Raw genomic sequence first — 22,837 nt, forward strand, 5'->3', positions numbered from 1 at the left:
AACAATAATTATTATTAACAAATATGATAATACTGTTGATATAATTTTAAATAATTAGAAAAGAGGCGCTATGATGAAAGAACAATGGAATGATTTCAAAACAGGTTCATGGACAAAAAGTATTGACGTAAGAAACTTTATTCAAACTAACTACACTGCATATGAAGGTGATGATAGCTTCTTAGCTGGAGCTACTGAAGCTACAACTAAGCTTTGGGCTGAAGTTAGTGAATTATTCAAAAAAGAAAGAGAAAATGGTGGAGTATTAGACGTAGATACAGAAACTGTATCTGGAATTAATGAATACAACCCTGGTTATATTGACCAAGCTTTCGAAAAAATTGTTGGTGTACAAACTGACGCTCCATTAAAGAGAGCAGTTATGCCATACGGCGGTATCAGAATGGCTGAAAATGCTGCTAAAGCTTATGGGTACGAAGTAAGCCCAAAAATTTCTGAAATATTTACTAAATATAGAAAAACTCATAACCAAGGAGTTTTCGATGCTTATACTTCAGAAATGAGATTAGCTAGAAAATCTGGTGTTATCACTGGTCTTCCAGATGCTTATGGTAGAGGAAGAATCATAGGTGACTACAGAAGAGTTGCTTTATACGGTGTTGATAGATTAATCGAAGATAAAAATGCTCAAAAATTATCTTTAGAAGTTAAAACTATAGATGAAGATGTAATCAGATTAAGAGAAGAAATCTCTGATCAAATTGTTGCATTAAACGAATTAAAAGGACTAGCTGCTACTTACGGATTTGATATATCACAACCAGCTACTAACGCTAAAGAAGCTATCCAATGGTTATACTTTGGATTCTTAGGAGCTATCAAAGACCAAAACGGTGCTGCGATGTCTTTAGGAAGAACTTCTACATTCTTAGATATCTATATCGAAAGAGATTTAAGAAATGGTGTTATAACTGAAGAAGAAGCTCAAGAATTAATGGACCACTTCGTAATGAAGTTAAGATTAGTTAAATTCTTAAGAACTCCAGAATACAACGATTTATTCTCAGGAGATCCAACTTGGGTTACTGAATCAATCGGTGGTATGGGATTAGATGGTAGAACTTTAGTAACTAAGAACTCATTCAGAATACTTAACACATTATATACTTTAGGACCATCACCAGAACCAAACTTAACTGTTTTATGGTCAACTAGATTACCTCAAGGATTTAAAGATTTCTGTTCTAAGGTTTCTATTGATACATCATCAGTTCAATACGAAAATGATGATTTAATGACTCCATACTGGGGAGATGACTACGCTATCGCTTGTTGTGTATCTGCAATGAGAGTTGGTAAGCAAATGCAATTCTTCGGTGCTAGAGTTAACTTAGCTAAAACTTTACTTTACGCTATAAACGGTGGTAAAGATGAAAAGTACGGAATGCAAGTTGGACCTAAGACTGCTCCATTAACTGGTGAATACTTAGATTACAACGAAGTTATGGAAAGATTCGATGTTATGACTGATTGGTTAGCTAACCTTTATGTTAATACATTAAATGTTATACACTACATGCATGACAAATATTCATATGAAAAATTACAAATGGCTTTACATGACAGAGACGTATTCAGAACTATGGCTTGTGGTATAGCTGGTTTATCAGTTTGTGCTGACTCTATTTCTGCAATCAAATACGCTAAAGTTAAGCCAATAAGAAATGAAGAAGGAATAGCTGTAGATTTCGAAGTTGAAGGTGATTTCCCTAAATTCGGAAACGACGATGACAGAGTTGATGAAATTGCTGCATGGTTAGTTGAAAGCATGATGAATAAGATCAGACAAAACAAGACTTACAGAAATGCTTACCACACTCAATCAGTATTAACAATCACTTCAAACGTTGTTTACGGTAAGAAGACTGGTACTACTCCATGTGGAAGAAAAGCTGGAGAACCATTCGCACCAGGAGCTAACCCAATGCACGGAAGAGACTGTAGCGGATCATTAGCATCATTAAACTCAGTTGCTAAACTTCCTTACGAACATTCACAAGATGGTGTTTCTAATACATTCTCAATCGTTCCAGATGCATTAGGAAAAACACCTGAAAACAGAATCCACAACTTAGGTACTATGATGGATGGATACTTCTCTCAAGGTGCTCAACACTTAAACGTAAATGTATTTAATAGAGAAACTTTATTAGATGCTATGGATCACCCAGAAGAATATCCACAATTAACTATCAGAGTTTCTGGATATGCTGTTAACTTCATTAAATTAACAAGAGAACAACAATTAGACGTTATAAACAGAACATTCCACAAATCAATGTAATTTGTTTATAATATTAAACAGAGCTTATTGCATATGCAATAAGCTCTTATTTTTTAAATTAAATCAACAATTACCAAATCTGGCCTATTGAATAGTCTCAATGGAAATCCACTATTACCTAGCCCTCTACTAACTACTAATTTATTTCTTTCTCCATATACTCCTTTATAATACTTTGGTAAAATCCCTTGACCTGGTGCAAATAATCCCCCTATAAATGGTAGTATAAATTGCCCTCCATGGGCATGACCTGAAAACATAATATCAAAATTATATTTGTTATATGAATATTCTCCTACAGCTTTAAAGTTTTCAGGATAATGTGATAAAACAAGCTTAGTTCCATCCTTCTTTTCTAACTCTTCAAATAGCTCTTTATAATTATCATAGTAATATTTGCTATTTATTTTATTATAAAACATTTCACCGTCATCTTGTCTTCTTTCTACCAAGCCTAATATATGCACCTTATTTCTATTTAAATATAATTCTTTAATTTCATTATTTAATACAATAATCTTTCCATTATCAAGCTTTTCCAATATTTCTTCAATTTTTTCAGTTCTCATTTCATTATTTCCTGGTATATATACTACTGGAATAATTTTATTTAGCTCTACTAAAAAAGCTATTATTTTATCCATATTTTTCAAACTTGAATCTATCATATCTCCTGTTGCAAATATAATATCAGGTTTTTTATTAATTATAACTTTTCTTAACCTATTATTATTCTTTCCAAACTCTTTACTATGTAAATCTGAAAGATGTATTATTCTTATTTTTTCATTTACATTACACTTTATACTTATATTTGTTGTATCAAAAACATTATTTTCATAATAGCAAAACATTATTATTATAAATACTAATATTACAATTATCTCCATTACTTCTCTCCTTTAGCAATATAATATAACTATTATAGTCTATATAATTATAAGATACTAATAATAAAAAGCAACTTTTTATTATTAATATTTAATAAATATTAATTTAAAGTTCAAAATTGAAACTTTTATTATCATTAATTAGAAGTATTAAAATAATACTTCTTTCTATTCATATTTTACTAATTAGTTTTATTTAATTTCCTCCTAAAAAAAATAGGAATGAAACACTCTTGTCTCATTCCCATTTAATATAACTATAATTATTCTTGTTCAGCTAATTTTTTTAATTCTGCATATTTTTGTCTAGCATGTTCTTCTGTCATTTGGAATAATTCTTCCGCTTGTTCTGGGAACTGCTTAGCAATTGCAGAGTATCTTACTTGATCCATTATGAAGTCTCTAAAGCTTCCTTGTGGCTCTTTAGAATCTAAGATAAATGGATTCTTTCCTTGTTCCTTTAATTCTGGATTAAATCTGTATAAATGCCAGTATCCAGCCTTAACTGCTTCATCCATGTTTCTTATAGAGAATCCCATTCCCTTCTTTAATCCATGACTGATACAAGTTGAGTAAGCAATAATGATTGATGGTCCATTATGTGCTTCTGCTTCAAGCATTGCTTTAACTACTTGGTTCTTATCAGCACCAATAGCTACTTGTGCAACATAAACATTTCCATAAGACATCATCATTCTTCCTAAGTCTTTCTTCTTAGTCTTCTTACCTGAAGCTGCTAATTTTGCCATAGCTGCAGCAGGAGTTGATTTAGAAGATTGTCCACCAGTGTTAGAGTAAATTTCTGTATCAAATACTAATACATTTACATCTTGTCCTGATGCTAATACATGATCTAATCCACCGTATCCGATATCATAAGCCCAACCGTCTCCTCCAAGGATCCATTGTGATCTCTTAACTAGGAAATCAGCTCTTTCTTTAATTTCTTCAACTAATACTTTTGCTTCTTTATTTTCAATGTTATTTTCAGCTAAAATAGCTTCAACTTCTCTTGAATGAACTTTTGAAAGTTCTCCGTTATCTTTATTTTCTAACCAATTCTTGAATACTTCTTTATATTCTTCAGCTATATCCATAGAAATTAAGCTTTCCATATTTGAAGCTATTTTCTTTCTCATTTGATCAGCTGCTAAGAACATACCATATCCAAACTCAGCATTATCTTCAAATAATGAGTTAGCCCAAGCTGGTCCCTTACCTTCATGGTTCTTAGTATATGGTGTTGAAGGTGCTGAACCCCCCCATATTGATGAACATCCAGTTGCATTAGCAATCATCATTCTATCACCGAATAATTGTGTTGCTAATTTAATATATGCAGTTTCACCACAACCAGCACATGCTCCTGAGAACTCGATAAGTGGTTGCTTGAATTGACTATCCTTAACTGTTTTACCTGTAGTTAAGTGTTCTTTGTTTGATACTTCTTTTGATACTGAGAATTCCCAGTTTGCAACTTCTGTTTCTACTTGAGTACCAAGTGGTTTCATTTCTAATGCCTTACCTGGTGCTGGACAAATATCAACACAGTTATTACATCCAGTACAATCTAATGTACTTACTTGAATTCTGTAGTTTAATCCAGCTAATGTTTTACCAGTAGCTTTCTTAGTTTCAAATCCAGCTGGCGCTTTTGCTAATTCTTCATCATTTACTAGAACTGGTCTAATACATGCATGTGGACAAACGAAAGCACATTGATTACATTGAATACATTTTGACATATTCCACTCTGGAACCTCTGTAGCAACACCTCTTTTTTCGTATGCTGCAGTTCCTGCTGGGAATGTACCATCTTCTAATCCATTAAACGCACTTACTGGTAATTTATCTCCCTCTAAAGCATTCATTGGATTCATTATATTCTTAACGAAATCCGTTACTTCTTTAGTTTCTACTTTAGCTTCTTCACTAGCAGTCTTCCAGCTTTCTGGTACATTTATTTTAACTAATGAATTCATACCAGCTTCAACAGCTTCGTAGTTCATGTTAACTACTTTGTCACCCTTCTTACCGTAAGCCTTCTTAATTGAAGCTTTTAAGTATTCAGTAGCTTCTTCTTCAGGTATAATTTCTGCTAATTTAAAGAATGCAGATTGCATTATCATATTAATTCTTCTACCTAATCCTATTTCAGAAGCGATCTTAGTTGCATTAACTGTGTAGAAGTTTATTTCATTTTCAGCTATGTATTTCTTCATCTTAGCTGGTAATTTTCTTTCAATTTCTTCTTCGCTCCAAATTGTATTTAATACGAAGTTTCCACCCTTTTTAAGTCCCTTTAATAAATCATATTGATTTACATAAGCTTGTACGTGACATGCTATGTAATCTGCTTCATCAATAAGGTAAGTTGATCTTATTGGTGTATCTCCAAATCTTAAGTGAGACATAGTTACCCCACCAGATTTCTTTGAGTCATATGCAAAATAAGCTTGTACGTATTTATCTGTATTTTCACCGATAATTTTTATAGCTTGCTTATTAGCTCCAACTGTACCATCTGATCCTAATCCCCAGAACTTACATCTAACTGTTCCTGGTGTTGCTATTCTTAATTCTTCTTCTACCGGAATTGAAGTGAAAGTAACATCATCTTCAATACCTACTGTAAAGAAGTTCTTAGAATTTTCTTTCTTTAAGTTATCAAATATAGCTTTGATATCAGATGGTGTTACATCTTTAGAAGCTAATCCATAACGTCCACCAACTATCTTAGGTGCATTTTCTTTTCCATAGAATGCAGAACATACATCTAGGTATAATGGTTCACCATTACATCCTGGTTCTTTTGTTCTATCAATTACACAAATCTTTTCTACTGATTGTGGTATAACCTTTAATAAATGTTCTACTGAGAATGGTCTGAATAAGTGAACTTTAACTAATCCATACTTTTCCCCTCTAGCATTTAATTCATCTATAGTTTCTTCTATAGCTTCAGTTACTGAACCCATAGCAACAATTATCTCTTTAGCATCTTCTGCACCGTAGTAATTGAATAATCCATAGCTTCTTCCTGTCTTTTCTTCCATTTTAGCCATATATTCTTCAACTATTGGAATTATATCGTTATAGAATTTATTAGAAGCTTCTCTTGTTTGGAAGTAAATATCTGAGTTTTGAGCTGTTCCTCTTGTAACAGGGTTGTTTGGAGTTAATGCTCTATTTCTAAACTCTTTTAAAGCTTCTCTATCTAACATTTCTGCATAATCTTCATAATCTAAAACTTCAACTTTTTGAATTTCATGAGATGTTCTAAATCCATCAAAGAAGTTTACGAAAGGTAATCTTCCTTTTATAGCTGCAAGATGAGATACTGGAGCTAAGTCAGCAACTTCTTGTACTGATCCAGCTGCAAGCATAACACATCCTGTCATTCTTGCTGCCATAACATCTTGATGATCCCCAAATATTGATAATGCTTGAGATGCTATTGCTCTAGCACTTACATGGAATACACCTGGTAATAATTCTCCTGCTACCTTGTACATGTTTGGTAACATAAGTAATAAACCTTGTGATGCAGTAAAAGTAGTTGTTAATGCACCAGCTTGAAGTGAACCGTGGAACGCACCAGCAGCTCCTGCTTCTGATTGCATTTCTACAACATTAACTGTTTGTCCAAAAATATTTTTCCTCCCTTGAGCAGACCATTCATCAACAACCTCTGCCATTGTAGTAGATGGAGTTATAGGGAATATTGCGGCTACATCTGTAAACGCATATGCTACGTGAGCAGCAGCTGTATTACCATCAATAGTCATCATTTTCTTTGCCATGATAATATACCTTCTTTCATTATCCTAAAAGTTTTTTAAATAATAATTGTTATTTAATAATAATTATTATACTTCATTTTTATTTTTTTTCTAGTACTTTTCCTAGAAATATTTTTAGTATAATTTTGTAATCTTTTGTCACTTATTAGTATAATAAGATATTTCTATTTCTTCAATAGAAAAATACCATCTTTATACATTTAATTTTTAAATAACAATTAAAAGATTTTCTAATCATTTTATATTGAATTATTAAAATCCAACTAAATTAAATTAGATATTTTAACTATTCATAATATTACTCTTTATGTCTATATTCTACAAGAAGGCACTTTTTTTATATATAGTATCAAAAAAGATACTAAGTATATAGTTTTACCCCTTTATTTATGTTATTATTTATAATTGTACGAATAAAGGAGGTTTTATCATGAATAAAATACTTACTTTTCATAATGATTGCAGACTTAATAATCGTTGTGCTAAATATCAAACATGCCCAATGGTACTTGTTCATAAAATATTATCTGGAAAGTGGAAAATTTTAATCTTATGGTATTTAAGTAATGATAATTTAAGATTTAGCGAATTAAAGCGTAAATTACCAGATACAACTCAAAAAATGCTAACTAATCAATTAAGAAGTTTAGAAGAAGACAATCTTATATTTAGAAAAGTCTATCCTGTTGTTCCACCTAAAGTAGAATATGGGCTTACTGATATCGGCAAAAAAATAATTCCTCTTCTTGAATCTATGTATTCATATGGAGTTGAATACTCTAATACTAGAAATTAAAAAAACTAGCTAACAAGCAATTATAGTTGAGTTAGCTAGTTTTTTTTACTTGTAATCTATTAAGATTTTATTGCAAATACTAAAATAAATTTATTAAAACACTATACTTGTCCTCGTTTATTTATTGACAATAATTATTGATAGATTATAATTATTATTATAGACCATATAGTATTTAATAATAAATAAAAAAGGAGATTTTTACATGTCTAATACATTCAAAATAACTCAAGACCTATTTTGGGTGGGAGCACTTGACCCAAACCTAAGAATTTTTGACATAATAATGGAAACTAAATTTGGAACATCTTACAACTCTTATCTTTTACAGGGCTCTGATGGAATTGCATTGTTTGAAACTGTAAAAGAAAAATTCTTTGATGAACACTTAGATAAAATTCGCTCTATTGTGAATTTAGAAGATATAAATTATGTTGTTGTTAATCATACAGAACCTGATCATGCTGGATCAGTTGAAAAAATACTTGAATATGCTCCTAATGCAACTGTAGTTGGAAGTACTTTAGCTATTAAATATTTAAGTGAAATTATTAATAAACCTTTCAAAAGTAAGATAGTTAAAGATGGGGAAACATTATCTTTAGGTAATAAAACTTTAAAATTCATTAGTGCTCCTCAATTACATTGGCCTGATACAATGTACACATATGTAATTGAAGATGAAACATTAATTACTTGTGATTCTTTTGGTGCTCATTATTGTGATGAACGTATTTTAAAAAGTTCAATTGAAGATAGTAAAGAAGATGACTATATAGAAGCTTATAATTATTATTTCAGAATGATTATGGGACCTTTTAAACCTTTTATGATTAAAGCAATGGATAAAATCAAAGATTTAAATTTAAAATATATTTGTCCTGGACATGGATTAGTATTAGATGATACTAATATTGAAAAGTTTATAAATCTTTATAGAGAATGGTGTCAACCAACAAAAAGAGAGAAACAAAGTATAGTAATACCTTATGTTACTGCCTACGGATATACTGAAAAAATTGCTAAGGAAATAAAAAGAGGTATTGAAGCTTCAAGCTTTGATGTTGATATTTTAATGTACAACTTAGTTACGGCAGACATGAATGAAGTATTAAATGAAATCAATCAATGCAGCGGTTTATTACTAGGTTCTCCTACATTATTATGTGATACTTTACCACAAATATGGACTATTTTATCTTCATTAAATCCAGTCATTCATAAGGGATTACCAGCAAGTTGCTTTGGATCATATGGTTGGAGTGGAGAAGCTCTTAAAAATATTAATGAAAGATATAAACAACTTAAATTTAACGTAGTATGTGAACCACTAGGTATACTATTTAAACCTAGCGAAGAAAACTTAAAGGCTGCTTATGATTTTGGATTAGAATTCGCTAATAAAGTTTTAAAATAAAAAATAAGGCTGATGTTAAGTATCAGCCTTATTTTTTATTATTTTCTTTTAAATAGTTTACTTAAATCCATAATCAATGCTGAAATTATCGCAAAACATAAGCAAATTCCCAATTGTAATCCCCCAAAACTATCCGGTATATCAAAAATACCTCTTACTCCCGGAATTAATACAACACTATATAAGCACAAACATACTATTATTGCACCTATAACATATTTGTTTTTAAATAGTCCTATCTTAAGAACCGGTTCATAATTTGATCTGGCAGGTAATGTCTGAAAAATCCTTGCAAGTGTTACAGTTGAAAACGCCATTGCTTCTCCTAACATTGGAGATGTTAAATTTCCAACATATTGTGCTAGTATAACAAAAACTCCTATTATCATTCCTCTTATTATAACAGCTTGCCATGTTCCACCAGCTAATATTCCTTCATTAACATCCCTTGGCTTTTCCTTCATTATATTAGGCTCAGCCATTTCTAACCCTAATGCAATTGCAGGCAAAGAATCATTTATCAAATTTATAAATAATAATTGTAATGCAGAAAATGGATTTGACCAATTTACAAATACAGCAAATAAAATAGCAATTATTGCACCTAAATTTCCTGCAAATAAATATGTAATTGCTTTTTTGATATTACTATAAACTGTTCTACCAATTTCAACTGCTGATACAATACTTGCAAAATTATCATCTGTTAAAATCATGGCTGATGCATCCTTTGCTACATCTGTTCCACTACCCATTCCTATACCTATATCAGCTTGTTTTAATGCTGGAGCATCATTAACTCCATCACCAGTCATGGCAGTAATATACCCCTTTTCTTGCCAAGCCTTTACTATACGTATTTTATTTTCTGGTGATACTCTTGCATAAACTGTAATATGTTCAAGTTTTTCTTTAAGTTCCACATCTGATAAATCATCTAATTCTTTTCCTGTTAAAGAAATATCATCTTCTCCCATTATTCCTATTTCTCTTGCTATAGCAGAAGCTGTTGTTTTATGATCTCCTGTAATCATTACTGTTTTTATTCCAGCACCAGTTGCCTCCCTAACAGCATCATAAACCTGTTCTCTTGGAGGGTCTATCATAGCTGTAAGTCCAACTAGAGTCATTTCTGTTTCATCTTCTAAGCAAGGAACGAAATTTTCATCCGGAACATCTTTAACTGCAAATGCTAATACTCTTAATGCCTTATTTGAAAAGTCTTCATTTACCTTTCTATATTGATTTTTAATTTCTTCAGTCATTTTTTCTAATTCACCATTATTAAGAACAGTATTAGAGCGTGAAAAAACAACATCTGGAGCTCCTTTTGTAAACATAATTGAATTTCCGTTAATAGAATTAACAGTAGACATTAATTTTCTATCAGAGTCAAATGGTATTTCACTTAATCTATCATATTTTTCTCGTAACTCTTTATAATCAATTCCTCTCTTTTCTGCAAACCTTAATAATGCTATTTCTGTTGGATCTCCAATTTCCTTTCCAGTCTCTGTTATTTCCGAATCATTGCAAAGTGTAGATGACAAATCCATAGCCTCAACTTGGCTTGAATTATTATTTTTTTCTCCTACTTTAGCTTTATTTACTCCATACATAAAAAAGTCAACAACTGTCATTTTATTTTGCGTTAATGTCCCTGTCTTATCTGTACAAATAACACTTGTAGATCCTAGTGTCTCTACAGCTGGTAACTTTCTTATTATTGCTTGTTTTTTAGCCATATCTTTTGTTCCAACAGCTAACACAATTGTAACTATTGATGATAAAGCCTCTGGAATTGCAGCAACAGCAACAGCAATAGCAAACATAAATGAATTAAATATTAGATTTTTCATATTTTCACCATCTATATATCCTCTAATTACTTGGATAATAAAAATAGCTGCTGCTAAAATCATAATTATTATACCTAGCTTTTTTCCAAAATCATCTAATTTTTCTTGAAGTGGTGTTTGTTTATTACCTGCACTTTCTAATAATGTTGCAACTTTTCCTACCTCAGTATTCATCCCTGTTGCTGTAACAACTAAAGTACCTCTCCCATATACTACCGTAGCGCCACTAAAGACCATATTTCTTTGATCTCCAATACCAACCTCTTCCTCAATCTTATCGCTATGCTTTAAAACTGCCTCTGCTTCTCCTGTAAGCATTCCTTCTACAACCTTTAGACTTTGTGCTTCTATTAATCTTCCATCTGCAGGTATGTAATCTCCAGCTTCTAAAAATACTATATCACCTATAACAATTTCTCTTACCGGTATTGTCTTTTTCTTGCCATCTCTTAATACTTTTGCATTAGGTGAAGATAGTTTTTTTAAGCTATCTAAGGAGCTTTCAGCTTTTCGAGTTTGTGTGACCCCTAATAAAGCATTTAAAATTACTACTACAAATATGATAAAAGATTCTACAAATTCACCTAAAAAAATTTGTACTATTGCAGCAATAAGTAATATTATTACTAATGGATCTTTAAAATTTTCTAAAAACATTTTCCATATAGGAACCTTGTTTCCTTCCTTTAATTCATTAAATCCATTCTTTTCAAGCCTTATCTTTGCTTCTTGATCAGATATTCCATTTATATTACTACTTACTTCATTTAATACATCTGAATATTCCTTTTTATAATGCATTTAAAACTCCTTCCCTTCTCTTTTGTACTAATATTAGTATTTACTTAATTTAACGATTATATTATTTAAGACTTCCAGATCTTATTATTGAAATCAATAACCATAAACCTAAGATACCTGAACCAAAATATCCAATTAATCCAATAATCGAAATTCCATATAAACGTGGTGCTGGATTTATATTAATGATCAAGGACGATCCTACTATCATTCCGGCAATTACCAGAGCAAAGGATAATCTATTCACCATTTTATTTAATACATCTATATATTTATCTTTATCTTCAATTACTATGTTAACCTTTGTTCTTCCTCTTATTAAAGTATCCGCTAAAGAAATTAAACGCGATGGAATATTTAAACTATCCCTAGTTAATTTATATCCTTTTAATAAATAATCATTAACATCAAATTGCTCAAAAAAATAATTTTTATAATACCCCTTAACATATGGTATTACTAAATTAATAATATTTAATTCAGGGGAAAGCTCAGCAACTAATCCTTCTACCATAACCATTGTTCTAATAAGCATAGTGAAATCACTAGATAATCTTAGGTTATTTCTTTTAGCTATATCGGACATTTCTTGAAACAATACAGATATCTTTATATTTTTTAATGAAGTAGTATAATAATTTCTAAACATGTATTCAATATCCTTATAAAGTAACTCTCTATCCGTTTTACCATTCTTAATACCTATATTCATAACAAAATCAGTAAGTTTATCTATATCTTCGTTTGCCACTGCTGTAATAGCCAAATTTAATTCCTCTTGCTTTTCTTTAGATAATATTCCTACAATTCCAAAATCAATAAAACATATTTTACCTTCACGAATTAATATATTACCTGGATGTGGATCCCCATGAAAAAATCCATCTTTCAATACTTGCTTAAAATATGAAAGAGTTAGTTTTTTTGCAATATCATCTCTATCATAGCCTAAACTCTCAATCGCTTCTTTATCATTTACTTTAAATCCTTCAATATTTTCTTGAGTCAAAATATTTTGACCTGTATAATCATAAATAATAAAAGGAGCATAAATACAAGCACTATCCTTATTTAATTCTCGAAACTTCTCAATATTTTCAGCTTCATAAATAAAATTCAATTCTCTTTCAGTTGATGCTTTAATTTCTAAAAAAATTTCTTTAGGATTAACCACTGTATCCTTAAAAAATTTTGTAAACTTTTCACTAAGTCCAATTAAGATATCTAAATCCATATTCATAGTTTCTTTTATATTAGGTCTCTGTATTTTAATAACAACATCTTCACCGCTTTTAAGTACACCTCTGTATACTTGAGCTATTGAAGCAGATGCTATTGGTGTTTTATCTATATAAAGAAATTCCTCTTCAATATTTTTATTAAATTCATTGTAAAATACCTTTGCCATATTTACAAAATCATCAGCTGGTACATTATCTTGTAATTTAGATAGTTCTACTATATATTCTTCCGGTATTAGTTCTTGCCTTGTACTTAATATTTGACCTATTTTTATAAAAGTTGGCCCTAATTCTTCAAATGCCTTTCTAAGATTTGAAGGGGATTTTTTTTCTTTTTCTTCTTTTTTGCCTAATAAATATCCTAATCCATAGTTTGTGAATACTTTTAATATTTCTTTAAATCTATTAACTGAACTCCCCTCCATAATTACCTCCCATTATCTAACAATTTTACTTTTTCTCATCACTTAACATACTTTCAAGCTTATATACCCTTGCCTTTAACATTTCGAATTCGTCTCTAGTTACATAATTACATACTTCTATATTCATATCTTTAATTGTAGTTGATAATTGATTCTTTTCCTCATGCTTACACTTATCATTAAATGTTCTTTTTAACTCTTCTCCAAGTTCCTTGCCCTCTTCAACTGTTATTTTCCCTTTGCTTACTAATTCCTCAACAACTTCTGCTGCTTTATCATAAGTGCTGGCAACAGCTCCAACTCCAAACAGTAATACCTTCTTTATTTCATCCATCATTTTTATATACCTCCCAAGTTTCATTTATATTTATATTTATATTTATGTATTTTAATTTAAAATATATTCTAAAAATAAAAGTTAGCATATATTTGCTAACTTTCTTTTTCTTTAACACTTATTTTTCCCTGCACGCTAGAAGCATTACTTTTAACAAATGTACCCTTAGCTTCTTCATTCTTAAAATATAAATTTCCTTTTATCTTAGTATTATCAATTTCAAATCCTTTAGCTTCAATATAAACATCGCCTATAAAAGTTCCACCTTTTATCACGGTATTTTCACTTTGTATAGTTAAGCTAGGAGCCTCTAAAACATAATTATTAATTACATTATTATTGTCATCTTTACTATATAAGTTCAATTTTCTTCCAACGCTTATAACATTATTTTCCTCTGTTGTGTCTGTCTTTAAAAATTCGCCTTCGATAATAAGCTCATTATTTGAAGTAATATTATCAGTAATTGTTACACTATAATCATTAGTTAATGCATTTATTAATTCTTCTTCAGTATTAACAAATTCAGTATTTTTAAATTCAGTATTTTCATTACTTACTTCATTATTTTCCTTTATCCTAGTAGAGTCACAACCAACCATTAAAATACATAAAATGGGGAGTGCATATATTATAACTTTTCTTTTCATTATAATTATCCTCCAAGATTATTTAAGATAATACCACCAATTGAATCCTTTGATATTTATTTTTCCTATCTACTATTTAATTATTCTTATTTTATAAAAAAATAAAATGAGTATAAATATTATATATCTACTAATTGATATATACTCTAATACTTATACTCATACATTATAATTATTTGCTATATCTACTTCTTCTTATTCCATATCTAAAACCAACTCTAAAAGCAGCTTTCATTGCATCTCTAGCTCCTTTTTCATAACCATCTTTATAACCTTCATCATAAGCATCTTCTTTTCCTTTATTAGTAACTCTACTATTATCTTCTTCTGAACTATGAACGTTATCTTCATCCAAATTTTCTAAATCAATCTTTTCTGAAAGAACTTCTTCAGAGTTACCTTCAAACTCATCTACATCGTTATAATTTTCTTCATTATTATCTATATCCAAATCATTAATTATAACATTGTCATACTCATCTGTAATGTAATCTTCTTGTATTAATTTCTCTTCTTGTATTAGCTTATCATCATCTTCAGCTTCTATAAAATTTTCATATGATTCTTCTAAATTATTGTGATTTTTTGAAGCTTCTATGTCCATAATCATATCTCCTTAGAATATATCTTATACTCTATTATATGAAAATAACTTTATAAGGTGTTTATTTTACGTAGTGCATAATCCATTGCCCCATCTAAATTACTACTATTTTTTCCCCCTCCTTGAGCTAGAAAATCACTTCCGCCTCCTCTTCCATCTATTAATGTAATTGTATCTTTTAACAATGCATTCATTGATAAACCTTTAATATTTTTCGAACATGCAAAAATCAAATTAACCTTATCTTCAAATTTTATTGCAAATAGTACCACCATATTATCATCTAATGTTATCTTTTCTGCAATTTTTGTTATATATTTTAAATCTCCATCATTATAAATTCTTTTGACTACATTAATATTATTAAGCTTAATGGCATTTTCTTTCATTTCTTTAATTTGATAATCACCAATTTCAAGCTTTATTTTTCTATTTTCATCATTAATATCTTTTAATTCATTTGATAATTTATTTATTGCATGTATTGCATCTTCATCACCACAATTTAAAAACCTACATATTTTATTTCTAAATTCATCTTTTCTAAAATAGTCTTCTACAGCTCTTTTTCCAGCTAAATATTCAATTCTTGTTGCACCCTTATGCTTTTCCCAACGCCTAATTTTTATTATTTGAAGATCTAATGTTTTACTAGGATGAACACCACAACAAGCATTAATATCTAATTCACCAATTTTTACAATTCTAATTTGCTCATCTGTATTAGGCAAATCACGTCTAAGCTTTAACTTTTTTAATTCCTTTTTTGAAGGTGTTAAAAACTCTACTTCAATATTTTCTTGAATAATTTCATTTGCCATTATCTCTGCTTTTCGTATAGATTCCTCATCTAAAAAGCCTTGAATATCTACAGTACTTATTTCCTTTCCAACATGAACACTTACTGTATTGGCATTAAACAAATTAAAAAAGCATCCTGAAAGTACATGTTGTCCTAAATGCTGTTGCATTCCATCTAATCTTCTATTCCAATCTATTTTGCACTTTACTTTATGTATCTTAATTGGCTTTGTTTCTGCAACATGATGTATTAATCCATCCTTCTCAAAAACATCAATTACTTTATGATTTTCTATGTAGCCTAAGTCACAATGCTGACCTCCTCCCCCAGGGAAAAATGCAGTTTTATCTAAAATTACATGAAACATACCATCAGACTCTTTTATATCAAGTATTTCTGCTGTAAATTCCTTTAAATATTGATCTTTATAATATAACTTATCCATTAAAATACCTCCAACCATTTCCTAAATATTATTTTATAAATTTTATATTACTTTATCTCATAATTCAACTTATTTTCTATTCTATCTTTTCTTCTATTTTTTTCCATAAATATATGCTATAATATATTTAAATTTACTATTATGTTATTTATTTTATTATAATATCTCATAAATTACATATTAATGCAGTAAATTTGACATATATAAAATTCTATAGTAATGTAACGTCAAGAATAACAATTCTTATAGGAGGTGCATTTATTGTTTAAAAAGTTAATTACTTTAACCATTGCTACAGCATTATTAACATCTTCATTAAGTTTTGTCTCGGTGCATGCTGCTACACCACAAGATACGATAAATGAAAGCTTAGAAAAATATCAAACTCTTGATAATCAAATTTTAGAATTAAATTCTAAAATTGAAGGCTTAGATGTTGAGATCGATAAAACTACAATACAATTAAATGAAAATAATGCAGCTATTGCAGACATTGAAGATGAAATAAAAACAACAGAAGCTAAATTAGAACAAACGAAAGAAGATATAAATGAGGCACAAGTTGTATTAGATAATAGAGTAAGAAATATGTATAAAACAAATATGACTTCTAATATTTTAGTTAGTATAATTACTTCTAAAAGTATATCTGATTTATTTTCTAAGGTACAAGCTATATCAACAATAGTTTCTACTGACAAACAAATACTCTCTAATATAAATGAAAAGAAAGTAGAGTTGGATCTTACAATTCAAACATTAAATACAAAAAACTCAGAGTTAGTTTTATTAAAGAACACTATTGAAGAAGATTTAAAAAATATCGAAGATAAAAAGGCCGAACAAGAACAATATGTTGAACAATTAAATTCTGAAAAGGAAGCAGTTTTTTCAGTTATAGAAGAAAATGAAAAATTATTAATATCAAAGCCATTATCTATTGCTAACTCTTCTTCTGCTTCTGCCTCTGAATTACAAAATGCTATCGATACATTAAACTCATACATTCCATTATTAAATAGTTCAACAACTATTAATATGGCTAAAGAAGGAATAAGTAATGCTCAATCAAGGATTGCTGAGCTTAATACTCCATCAATACCAACAACAGGTACTAATGTTGGTAATGCAATTAAGACATTAACTATGGAATCCACTGCATATTATGGACATGGCATTACAGCTTCTGGTTTAAAACCAGTTAGAAATCCTGACGGTATAAGTACTATTGCTGTTGATCCAGGTGTAATACCACTTGGCTCTAAGGTTTATGTTTCAGGCTATGGACTTGCTATTGCAGCTGATACCGGAGGTGCTATTCAAGGTAATATTATTGATGTATATCTTAATAGTTACGAAGAATGTATGGCATGGGGAAGAAGGGAAGTTACTGTACAAATTTTAGAATACCCTTGATTAGTTTATAGTTTATATGGAAACTCCTTTCGGAGTTTCTTTTAAATTTAGAAATTCAGCCTAAGCTGAATTTCTTCCTTAACTCTTAATATCCGCATTCCTCATTAAGTAATAATACAAAAATCCTATTTGGTACTGGTTTTCTTATTACTGTATATTCTCTACAAATTCTCTCTGGACTATTACAATTCATACATTTTCCAATTGCTGCACAAGGAGTTTTCTTATTTAATCTCTTTGTATTCGCTGGTGCTGCAAGATTTTCAACTCTTGAAATTGCTTCATCAATATTTTTTACTATTTTATTTACACCTGCAATAACTATTACCTTATCTGGTCCATATAACATTGCAGCAACTCTATTACCATTACCATCAACATTATATAATTCCCCTTCTTCTGTTATTGCATTTGTACTTGTAAAATAAGCATCACAAAAAAATGCATTCCTATATATTTGTTTTATTTCCTCTGGTGTCAATCCTTCCTTATATCTGTCTAAGAATTCATATCTTCCACTTCTTAAATGGTTTATAACTTTTGTTTCAAATAATGTCATAGAACCACCAACCGTAACTTTACTATTTTCTTGAACTAATTCTTCTATTTTATTTATCAATTCGCCTTGGGTATTAATTAAAAAACTCTCCATATTATTTTTTTTCAATGCTTCTATTGTTCTGTTTATTTTCATTTCATTAACCCATTTTATATTATTATCCATTTTTATCTTTCCCCTTCGCAATTAATTTATATATTATATATTGAAGTAATACTTATTTTAATCCAATAAATATTATAATTCTTTTTTCTACTTATGTATGATATTATATTTATTATACTTTAATTTAGAAGGGATTAATATTATGAATTGGATTGAAGATATAAAAAATTATAAACCTTACAATGAACAAGAATCTAAAGATAAAGATTTAATACTAAAATGTATAAATCTTCATGATGATATATTAACAAGAGAAAATACTATTGCTCATATAACTAGCTCAGGATATATAGTAAACAAATCAAGAACAAAGGTATTAATGATTTATCATAATATTTATAAGAGCTGGGCATGGACCGGTGGTCACGCAGATGGTGATTCTGATTTACTTCATGTTGCTATAAAAGAAGCTAAAGAAGAAACAGGTCTTAAAAACGTAACTCCCGTTATGACTAATATACTTGGATTAGATGTACTTAATGTTAATGGACATATTAAAAAAGGTAAATATGTATCATCTCATTTACACTTATCTGTTGCTTATCTATTGGAAGCTAATGAAGAAGATGAATTAATTGTCAACGAAGAAGAAACTAGTGGTGTTAAATGGTTACCTATCAATGAGTTAAGCATTCACTGTAATGAACCTTACATAATAAATACTGTATATTCTAAATTTAATAAAAAGATAAAAGAGCTGAATTTATAAATTCAGCTCTTTTATCTTATTCTTGTGATAACTTTTTATAGTTTTCAAATCTTTCCTTAGCATCCTTTTCTGTCTTAGCAAATAATTCTTCTGCTAGCTCTGGGAACACTTTTGCTAAGGCTGCGTATCTTACCTCTCCCATTAAGAAATCTCTAAAATCTGATTTTGGTTCTTTAGAATCTAATATAAATGGATTCTTTTCACCCTTTAATGTTGGGTTATATCTATAAAGGTTCCAGTAACCACAATCAACTGCTTTCTTTTGTTCATCTGGTGTATTAGTCATACCTTTTTTAATTCCATGACTAATACATGGTGCATATGCTATTATTAATGATGGTCCATTATAACTTTCAGCTTCTGTTATTGCTTTTATTGTTTGATTTTTATCAGCTCCTAAAGAAACTTGAGCTACATATACATAACCATAACTCATCGCCATCATACCTAAATCCTTTTTCTTTGTTCTCTTTCCTGAAGCTGCAAACTTAGCTATTGCTGCAGTTGGAGTTGCTTTAGATGCTTGACCTCCGGTATTTGAATAAATTTCTGTATCAAATACAAGAACATTTACGTCTTCATTGCTTGCAAGTACATGATCTAAGCCACCATAACCAATATCATAAGCCCAACCATCTCCACCAAATATCCATTGTGATCTCTTAATAAAAAATTCCTTATCTTTTAATATTTCTTTTGCAAGTTCATCACTACATCCTTGTAATGCAGTTTCTAATTTTTGAGCCCTTTCTCTAGATCCTTCACCTATATCTTTATTGTTTAACCAATCTTCCATTGCTTCTTTTGCACTACAACATAAATCTTCATCTAATGCTTTTTTAATATTTGAAGCAACTCTTTCTCTTATTGTCTTTGCTCCCATAAACATTCCAAGTCCATATTCTGCATTATCTTCAAATAGTGAATTAGCCCATGCAGGACCATGTCCTTCTTGGTTCTTTGTATATGCTGTTGCTGCACCTGAAGATGCCCATATTGAAGAACATCCTGTTGCATTAGCAATTACCATTCTATCTCCAAATAGTTGAGTAACCAATTTTGCATATGGTGTTTCTCCACAACCTGCACAAGCCCCAGAGAATTCTAAAAGAGGTTGTTCAAATTGACTTCCCTTAACTGTATTCTTATTCATAGGATTTTTCTTATTCTTTATATCCTCTACAGCATAATTCCATGCTTCTATTTGATCATGTTGTGAATCAAATGGTTTCATAATAAGCGCTTTACCTGGTGCTGGACAAACTTCTGCGCAGTTAGAGCATCCTGTACAATCAAGTGGTGTAACTCCTATTGTATAGAAATAAGGTACATCTCCCTTAACTCCCTTAGCTTGAAGTTTCTTAAAGCTTTCTGGTGCGCCTTTTAATTCATCTTCTGTAGATAAGAATGGTCTAATACATGCATGAGGACATACATATGAACATTGATTACATTGTATACATCTATCAGGAATCCATTCTGGAACATTAACTGCTATTCCTCTCTTCTCATATTTAGTAGTTCCATGCATAAAAGTACCATCTTCTATATTATTATTTACAAAAGCTGATACAGGTAAATTATTACCTTCAAGCTTATTCATTGGAATACAAATATTTTTAACAAAATCAGGAACAGATATATTTTCTTTTTCTTCATCTCCAGTCGCTGATTTCCATGACTCTGGTACATCTATCTTAATTACTGATTCTAATCCCTTATCAATAGCAGCATAATTCATATTTACTACTTTTTCACCTTTTTTACCATATGAAGTAACTACTGCTTCCTTCAAATATTTAATAGCTTCATCAACAGGGATAATATTAGCAAGCTTAAAGAATGCTGCTTGCATTATCATATTAATTCTTCCTCCAAGCCCTATTTCTTGAGCTATTTTAACTGCATTTATTGTATAGAAGTTAATATTATTTTCTGCAATATACTTCTTCATTTTTGCTGGTAATTTTTCATCTAATTCGTCTTTACTCCAAATTGTATTTAATACAAATACACCATTTTTTCTTAACCCTTCTAAAACATCATATGAATATACATATGATTGATTATGACATGCTACAAAATCCGCTTTATCTATTTCATAATGAGCCTTTATTGGATTTTTACCAAATCTTAAATGTGAAATAGTTATTCCACCAGATTTTCTTGAATCATATGCAAAATAACCTTGAGCATACATATTTGTATGATCTCCAATTATTTTAATTGCGCTTTTATTAGCTCCAACTGTACCATCTGATCCAAGGCCCCAGAACTTACATGCTGTTGTTCCTTCAACTGCTACATCTATTTCTTTATCAGATATTAATGATAAATTAGTTACATCATCAGTGATTCCTATAGTAAATCTATTCTTTGGATTATCACTCTTTAAATTTTCATAAACTGCAGCTATATCTGCTGGATATGGATCTTTAGAACCTAATCCAAATCTTCCCCCTACTACCTTTGGAGGATTATCCATTTCATTTACTGCTCTTAATACATCTAAATATAGAGGTTCACCAATAGCTCCTGGTTCCTTTGTTTTATCTAATACAGCAATCTTTTTAACCGTACTTGGAATAGTATTTAATAATCTTTCAATACTAAATGGTCTATATAATCTTACTTTTACTAACCCGACTTTTTCACCTTTATTTATTAAATAATCAATTGTCTCTTCTACAACTTCGCTTACTGCTCCCATAGAAATTATAATTCTATCGGCTTCTTTATCTCCATAGTAATCAAAACAATGATATTCTCTACCTGTTAATTCTGTAATTTTACTCATATATTCTTCTACTACAGATGGAATATCATCATAATACTTATTTAGTGATTCACATAGTTGGAAATAAATATCTGGATTTTGCGCTGTTCCTCTAGTTACTGGATGACTTGGATTTAATGCGCTTTTTCTAAAACTATCAATTGCTTCATAATCTATAAGTTTAGCTAATTCATCATACTCTAAGATTTCAATTTTTTGTATTTCATGAGATACTCTAAAACCATCAAAAAAGTTTACAAATGGAATTTTAGCTTTTATTGCTGTTAAATGTGCAACTGCTGATAAATCCATAACCTCTTGAACAGACCCTTCTGAAAGCATTGCACATCCTGTAGCTCTTGCAGCCATTACATCTTGATGATCACCAAATATACTTAATGATGAAGTTGCTAGTGCTCTTGCTGCTACATGAATTACTCCTGGTAATCTCTCTCCAACCATCTTATACATATTAGGTATCATAAGTAATAATCCTTGAGATGCAGTATATGTAGTTCCTAATGCACCACTTTGAAGTATTCCATGAAGTGCTCCTGCTGCTCCTGCCTCTGATTGCATTTCTACAACTTTAACTGGTTCACCAAATATATTTTTCTTTCCTTGTGCTACCCATTCATCTACATGTTCAGCCATTGGAGATGAAGGCGTAATAGGATAAATGGAACTTACTTCAGTAAATGCATAAGAAATATATGCAGCTGCAGTATTTCCATCCATAGTTTTCATTTTTCTCATATTTTTGCCTCTCTTTCATTAGTTTTTAATTTTATACTTTAGGCTTCTTTAAATTAATTTTTTCATTCTTTATTAGTATTG

15 protein-coding genes are annotated in these 22,837 nt (G+C 29.9%); 5 read left to right on the forward strand and 10 right to left on the reverse strand.

The features are described 5' to 3' along the window. The first annotated feature begins 73 nt into the window (after positions 1-73). On the forward strand, positions 74-2,305 hold the full coding sequence (pflB, locus tag I4V63_RS11965) for a formate C-acetyltransferase (protein ID WP_196001510.1): 2,232 nt from the start codon (positions 74-76) through the stop codon (positions 2,303-2,305). 53 nt (positions 2,306-2,358) lie between these two features. Here the strand turns inward: pflB and I4V63_RS11970 are convergent, their stop codons facing one another. Both I4V63_RS11970 and nifJ (I4V63_RS11975) read right to left on the reverse strand, forming a co-directional pair. Continuing rightward, positions 2,359-3,195 (reverse strand): metallophosphoesterase, encoded by an 837-nt coding sequence (locus I4V63_RS11970; protein ID WP_196001478.1) that lies wholly within the window; start codon positions 3,193-3,195, stop codon positions 2,359-2,361. Between the two features lie 263 nt (positions 3,196-3,458). Next, positions 3,459-6,998, reverse strand: coding sequence for a pyruvate:ferredoxin (flavodoxin) oxidoreductase (nifJ, locus tag I4V63_RS11975; protein WP_196001479.1), 3,540 nt, complete (start codon positions 6,996-6,998; stop codon positions 3,459-3,461). A gap of 430 nt (positions 6,999-7,428) precedes the next feature. Between nifJ (I4V63_RS11975) and I4V63_RS11980 the strand changes: the two genes are divergently transcribed. Both I4V63_RS11980 and I4V63_RS11985 read left to right on the forward strand, forming a co-directional pair. After that, positions 7,429-7,794, forward strand: a complete 366-nt coding sequence (locus tag I4V63_RS11980) for a helix-turn-helix domain-containing protein (protein ID WP_196001480.1) — start codon at positions 7,429-7,431, stop codon at positions 7,792-7,794. Between the two features lie 205 nt (positions 7,795-7,999). Further along, on the forward strand, positions 8,000-9,211 hold the full coding sequence (locus I4V63_RS11985) for an FprA family A-type flavoprotein (protein ID WP_196001481.1): 1,212 nt from the start codon (positions 8,000-8,002) through the stop codon (positions 9,209-9,211). A gap of 38 nt (positions 9,212-9,249) precedes the next feature. On the opposite strand, the gene I4V63_RS11990 is transcribed toward I4V63_RS11985, so the two are convergent. The 6 genes from I4V63_RS11990 to I4V63_RS12015 form a co-directional block, all read right to left on the reverse strand. Next, on the reverse strand, positions 9,250-11,871 hold the full coding sequence (locus I4V63_RS11990) for a calcium-translocating P-type ATPase, PMCA-type (protein WP_196001482.1): 2,622 nt from the start codon (positions 11,869-11,871) through the stop codon (positions 9,250-9,252). 61 nt (positions 11,872-11,932) lie between these two features. Further along, the gene (locus tag I4V63_RS11995) at positions 11,933-13,537 is read right to left on the reverse strand and encodes an AarF/ABC1/UbiB kinase family protein (RefSeq protein WP_196001483.1); all 1,605 of its coding nucleotides are present in this window, start codon (positions 13,535-13,537) and stop codon (positions 11,933-11,935) included. Positions 13,538-13,562: 25 nt separating this feature from the next. Further along, positions 13,563-13,874 (reverse strand): hypothetical protein, encoded by a 312-nt coding sequence (locus I4V63_RS12000; protein ID WP_196001484.1) that lies wholly within the window; start codon positions 13,872-13,874, stop codon positions 13,563-13,565. Between the two features lie 95 nt (positions 13,875-13,969). Continuing rightward, positions 13,970-14,524, reverse strand: a complete 555-nt coding sequence (locus I4V63_RS12005) for a hypothetical protein (RefSeq protein ID WP_196001485.1) — start codon at positions 14,522-14,524, stop codon at positions 13,970-13,972. Positions 14,525-14,696: 172 nt separating this feature from the next. Beyond that, positions 14,697-15,128 (reverse strand): hypothetical protein, encoded by a 432-nt coding sequence (locus I4V63_RS12010; RefSeq protein WP_196001486.1) that lies wholly within the window; start codon positions 15,126-15,128, stop codon positions 14,697-14,699. A gap of 50 nt (positions 15,129-15,178) precedes the next feature. Next, on the reverse strand, positions 15,179-16,375 hold the full coding sequence (locus I4V63_RS12015; protein ID WP_196001487.1) for a DHHA1 domain-containing protein: 1,197 nt from the start codon (positions 16,373-16,375) through the stop codon (positions 15,179-15,181). A gap of 261 nt (positions 16,376-16,636) precedes the next feature. Here I4V63_RS12015 and I4V63_RS12020 point away from each other — a divergent pair, with 261 nt between their 5' ends. Further along, on the forward strand, positions 16,637-17,791 hold the full coding sequence (locus tag I4V63_RS12020) for a 3D domain-containing protein (protein ID WP_243280501.1): 1,155 nt from the start codon (positions 16,637-16,639) through the stop codon (positions 17,789-17,791). Between the two features lie 85 nt (positions 17,792-17,876). Here I4V63_RS12020 and I4V63_RS12025 read toward each other — a convergent pair whose 3' ends face one another. Continuing rightward, on the reverse strand, positions 17,877-18,515 hold the full coding sequence (locus I4V63_RS12025) for a lactate utilization protein (protein ID WP_196001488.1): 639 nt from the start codon (positions 18,513-18,515) through the stop codon (positions 17,877-17,879). Positions 18,516-18,657: 142 nt separating this feature from the next. On the opposite strand from I4V63_RS12025, the gene I4V63_RS12030 reads away from it, so the two are divergent. Beyond that, positions 18,658-19,224, forward strand: a complete 567-nt coding sequence (locus I4V63_RS12030) for an NUDIX hydrolase (RefSeq protein WP_196001489.1) — start codon at positions 18,658-18,660, stop codon at positions 19,222-19,224. 16 nt (positions 19,225-19,240) lie between these two features. Here the strand turns inward: I4V63_RS12030 and nifJ (I4V63_RS12035) are convergent, their stop codons facing one another. Next, positions 19,241-22,756, reverse strand: coding sequence for a pyruvate:ferredoxin (flavodoxin) oxidoreductase (gene nifJ / locus I4V63_RS12035; RefSeq protein ID WP_196001490.1), 3,516 nt, complete (start codon positions 22,754-22,756; stop codon positions 19,241-19,243). Positions 22,757-22,837: the final 81 nt, after the last annotated feature.

Source organism: Clostridium sp. 1001271B_151109_B4 (assembly GCF_015670405.1).
GTDB lineage: Bacteria > Bacillota > Clostridia > Clostridiales > Clostridiaceae > Clostridium.